The following is a 5,394-nucleotide window of genomic DNA, read 5'->3' on the forward strand; positions in this document are numbered from 1 at the left end:
GGTCTGGAATGTCGTCGACGTATCGTCGAGTCCAAGGCCACTTGAGGTTATATGGTCAAGCCACACGGATCATTAGTACTGGTTAGCTCAACGCATTGCTGCGCTTACACACCCAGCCTATCAACCACCTGGTCTTGATGGTTCCTTCAGGGGAGTCAAGCTCCCGGGAGATCTCATCTTGAGGCGCGCTTCCCGCTTAGATGCTTTCAGCGGTTATCGCTTCCGAACATAGCTACCCGGCAATGCCACTGGCGTGACAACCGGAACACCAGAGGTTCGTCCACTCCGGTCCTCTCGTACTAGGAGCAGCCCCTCTCAAATCTCCAACGCCCATGGCAGATAGGGACCGAACTGTCTCACGACGTTCTGAACCCAGCTCGCGTACCACTTTAAATGGCGAACAGCCATACCCTTGGGACCGACTACAGCCCCAGGATGTGATGAGCCGACATCGAGGTGCCAAACACCGCCGTCGATATGAACTCTTGGGCGGTATCAGCCTGTTATCCCCGGAGTACCTTTTATCCGTTGAGCGATGGCCCTTCCATACAGAACCACCGGATCACTAAGACCTACTTTCGTACCTGCTTGATCCGTCGATCTTGCAGTCAAGCACGCTTATGCCTTTGCACACAGTGCGCGATGTCCGACCGCGCTGAGCGTACCTTCGTGCTCCTCCGTTACTCTTTGGGAGGAGACCGCCCCAGTCAAACTACCCACCATACACGGTCCCCGACCCGGATTACGGGCCCAGGTTAGAACGTCAAGCACGACAGGGTGGTATTTCAAGGATGGCTCCACCCAAGCTGGCGCCTGGGTTTCAAAGCCTCCCACCTATCCTACACAGACGAACTCAACGTTCAGTGTAAAGCTATAGTAAAGGTTCACGGGGTCTTTCCGTCTTGCCACGGGAACGCTGCATCTTCACAGCGATTTCAATTTCACTGAGTCTCGGGTGGAGACAGCGCCGCTGTCGTTACGCCATTCGTGCAGGTCGGAACTTACCCGACAAGGAATTTCGCTACCTTAGGACCGTTATAGTTACGGCCGCCGTTTACCGGGGCTTCGATCAAGAGCTTCGCCTTGCGGCTGACCCCATCAATTAACCTTCCGGCACCGGGCAGGCGTCACACCCTATACGTCCACTTTCGTGTTTGCAGAGTGCTGTGTTTTTGATAAACAGTCGCAGCGGCCTGGTCACTGCGACCCCCGACAGCTATAGCCCGCATGGGCCACCATCAGGGGTGCACCTTCTCCCGAAGTTACGGTGCCATGTTGCCTAGTTCCTTCACCCGAGTTCTCTCAAGCGCCTGAGAATTCTCATCCTGCCCACCTGTGTCGGTTTACGGTACGGTCTGCGTAAGCTGAAGCTTAGGAGCTTTTCCTGGAAGCGTGGTATCAGTCACTTCGTCCTAATGGACTCGTCTCGCTGCTCGGTGTTGATGGGATCCCGGATTTGCCTAAGATCCCCACCTACCTGCTTTCCCCGGGACAACCAACGCCCGGTAGACCTAACCTTCTCCGTCCCTCCATCGCACTTACGCGAGGTGCTGGAATATTAACCAGCTTCCCATCGACTACGCATTTCTGCCTCGCCTTAGGGGCCGACTCACCCTGCGTCGATTAACGTTGCGCAAGGAAACCTTGGGCTTTCGGCGTGCGGGCTTTTCACCCGCATTATCGTTACTCATGTCAGCATTCGCACTTCCGATACCTCCAGCAGACTTCTCAATCCACCTTCAACGGCTTACGGAACGCTCCTCTACCGCGCATACAAAGTATGCACCCCAAGCTTCGGTTCAGTACTTAGCCCCGTTAAATCTTCCGCGCAGACCGACTCGACCAGTGAGCTATTACGCTTTCTTTAAAGGGTGGCTGCTTCTAAGCCAACCTCCTGGCTGTCTGTGCCTTTCCACATCGTTTTCCACTCAGCACTGATTTGGGACCTTAGCTGTGGGTCTGGGTTGTTTCCCTTTTCACGACGGACGTTAGCACCCGCCGTGTGTCTCCCGGATAGTACGTGCTGGTATTCGGAGTTTGCCATGGTTTGGTAAGTCGCAATGACCCCCTAGCCATAACAGTGCTCTACCCCCAGCAGTATTCGTCCGAGGCGCTACCTAAATAGCTTTCGAGGAGAACCAGCTATCTCCGGGTTCGATTAGCTTTTCACTCCTAATCACACCTCATCCCCTACCTTTGCAACGGGAGTGGGTTCGGGCCTCCAGTCAGTGTTACCTGACCTTCACCCTGGGCATGACTAGATCACCCGGTTTCGGGTCTACTGCCCGCGACTATGCGCCCTTATCAGACTCGGTTTCCCTTCGCCTCCCCTATACGGTTAAGCTTGCCACGAACAGTAAGTCGCTGACCCATTATACAAAAGGTACGCAGTCACTCCGAAGAGCTCCTACTGCTTGTACGCACACGGTTTCAGGGTCTATTTCACTCCCTTCACCAGGGTTCTTTTCGCCTTTCCCTCACGGTACTGGTTCACTATCGGTCGGTCAGGAGTATTTAGCCTTGGAGGATGGTCCCCCCATGTTCAGACAGGGTTTCTCGTGCCCCGCCCTACTCGATTTCACTGAAAGGGATCTTTCGCATACCGGGCTGTCACCGTCTATGGCCAACCTTTCCAGGTTGTTTTGCTAGATCCCAACCAGCTTAAGGGCTGTTCCCCGTTCGCTCGTCACTACTCAGGGAATCTCGGTTGATTTCTTTTCCTCCGGTTACTTAGATATTTCAGTTCACCGGGTTCGCCTTGCATGGCTATGTATTCACCATGCAATACTGCTCGCGCAGTGGGTTTCCCCATTCGGACATCGCGGGATCAATGCTTGTTGCCAGCTCCCCCACGCTTTTCGCAGGCTGCCACGTCCTTCATCGCCTCTGACCGCCAAGGCATCCACCGTGTGCGCTTATTCACTTGACCATATAACCCCAAGTCGCCTCAGAGTCATACGTTGCGTGAACACAACGTCTCACTTCAAATATTAGGGACTCGCAGTCCCCGCCTTAGCCTCTACGACACGTCATGGACATTCCGTCTCAAAACGCTCGCTACGTCCCAGTTTTCAAAGAACACCCACGGGCCACAATGCCCGCAAGCTTCAAATCTTGAGTGTGCGCAGAATCATTCAGAAGTTCGTCGGGAGCCGTGCTGCGGTTTTGCCGCGGCTTTCGTGTGGATCAAGGCGCGGAAAGGTGATGTTGGCATGAGCCAATGAGCCTTTTCGCAACGCCGAGCCACGCGAAAGTGGTGGGTCTGGGAGGACTCGAACCACCGGCCTCACCCTTATCAGGGGTGCGCTCTAACCACCTGAGCTACAGACCCAATGTGTCTTGCCCTGGCTGGTATGGTGGAGCTTGTCGGGATCGAACCGACGACCCCCTGCTTGCAAAGCAGGTGCTCTCCCAGCTGAGCTAAAGCCCCGTGCTTCTTCGGCCATGCCAGCGGCATCGCCAAAACAGGACGCTCCCGCATCGGCCTCTCGGCCAACCGGAACTCTGAATGCAGGTCACTTGTGCGGACGCCTGACTGGCAATTAGCCGTCTTTAGTCTCTAAAGGAGGTGATCCAGCCGCACCTTCCGATACGGCTACCTTGTTACGACTTCACCCCAGTCATGAATCACTCCGTGGTAACCGTCCCCCCGAAGGTTAGACTAGCTACTTCTGGAGCAACCCACTCCCATGGTGTGACGGGCGGTGTGTACAAGGCCCGGGAACGTATTCACCGCAGCAATGCTGATCTGCGATTACTAGCGATTCCGACTTCATGGAGTCGAGTTGCAGACTCCAATCCGGACTGAGATGGGGTTTCTGGGATTGGCTTGCCCTCGCGGGTTTGCAGCCCTCTGTCCCCACCATTGTAGTACGTGTGTAGCCCTGGCCGTAAGGGCCATGATGACTTGACGTCATCCCCACCTTCCTCCGGTTTGTCACCGGCGGTCTCCTTAGAGTTCCCACCATTACGTGCTGGCAACTAAGGACAAGGGTTGCGCTCGTTGCGGGACTTAACCCAACATCTCACGACACGAGCTGACGACAGCCATGCAGCACCTGTGTTCCGGTTCCCGAAGGCACCCCTCGATCTCTCAAGGGTTCCGGACATGTCAAGGCCAGGTAAGGTTCTTCGCGTTGCATCGAATTAAACCACATACTCCACCGCTTGTGCGGGCCCCCGTCAATTCCTTTGAGTTTCAGTCTTGCGACCGTACTTCCCAGGCGGCGAACTTAACGCGTTAGCTTCGATACTGAGGACCTAAGTGTCCCCAACATCCAGTTCGCATCGTTTAGGGCGTGGACTACCAGGGTATCTAATCCTGTTTGCTCCCCACGCTTTCGTGCCTCAGTGTCAGTGCTGGTCCAGGTAGCCGCCTTCGCCACGGATGTTCCTCCCGATATCTACGCATTTCACTGCTACACCGGGAATTCCGCTACCCTCTACCGCACTCTAGACTGCCAGTATCCAATGCAATTCCCAGGTTGAGCCCAGGGCTTTCACATCAGACTTAACAAACCACCTACGCACGCTTTACGCCCAGTAATTCCGAGTAACGCTTGCACCCTTCGTATTACCGCGGCTGCTGGCACGAAGTTAGCCGGTGCTTATTCTTACGGTACCGTCATGACTCCCGGGTATTAACCGGAAGCTTTTCTTCCCGTACAAAAGTGCTTTACAACCCGAAGGCCTTCTTCACACACGCGGCATGGCTGGATCAGGCTTGCGCCCATTGTCCAATATTCCCCACTGCTGCCTCCCGTAGGAGTCTGGACCGTGTCTCAGTTCCAGTGTGGCTGATCATCCTCTCAGACCAGCTACGGATCGTCGCCTTGGTGGGCCATTACCCCTCCAACTAGCTAATCCGACGTCGGCTCATCTTTCCGCGCCAGGCCCGAAGGTCCCCGGCTTTCACCCGTAGGTCGTATGCGGTATTAGCGTAAGTTTCCCTACGTTATCCCCCACGAAAAGGCAGATTCCGACGTATTCCTCACCCGTCCGCCACTCGCCACCCAGGGAGCAAGCTCCCCTGTGCTGCCGTTCGACTTGCATGTGTTAGGCCTGCCGCCAGCGTTCACTCTGAGCCAGGATCAAACTCTTCACTTGAAGTTTCCGGCTCGGACCGAAGTCCTCGCCAATGCTTTGAGTGCAGTGTCGTCCCAGCCCAAATTACTCTTCACGCGCATCTTGCGATGCTTGTTCTTGATTCATTTGGACTGTGTCGAACATCTGCGATGGACAACCATCCACCCGCCAGACGTCCGCACAAGTCACCTGCGCACACTGTCAAAGATCCTTGGAACCGGCCTCAGCGCCTGATCCCGTACCCGTCACCGAAGTGCCCGAGTGAGCCGCACATCATACAGCAGATTTCGTGGCCGTCAACACCTCAAC

Annotated in this window: 2 tRNA genes and 2 rRNA genes; all 4 read right to left on the reverse strand. The window is 55.4% G+C overall.

Features of this window, described 5'->3' with window-relative positions:
* Positions 1–51: 51 nt before the first annotated feature.
* Positions 52–2,929, reverse strand: a 23S ribosomal RNA gene (locus tag B5D37_RS14470).
* A 325-nt stretch (positions 2,930–3,254) separates the two neighbouring features.
* Positions 3,255–3,331: transfer RNA gene (locus B5D37_RS14475), tRNA-Ile, on the reverse strand.
* Positions 3,332–3,354: 23 nt separating this feature from the next.
* Positions 3,355–3,430: transfer RNA gene (locus B5D37_RS14480), tRNA-Ala, on the reverse strand.
* Between the two features lie 131 nt (positions 3,431–3,561).
* Positions 3,562–5,106, reverse strand: a 16S ribosomal RNA gene (locus tag B5D37_RS14485).
* The 16S and 23S rRNA genes sit together here with 2 tRNA genes alongside, the layout of an rRNA operon.
* Between the last annotated feature and the right edge of the window lie 288 nt (positions 5,107–5,394).

This window comes from Lysobacter spongiicola DSM 21749 (genome assembly GCF_900167055.1).
Taxonomy (GTDB): Bacteria; Pseudomonadota; Gammaproteobacteria; order Xanthomonadales; family Xanthomonadaceae; genus Novilysobacter; species Novilysobacter spongiicola.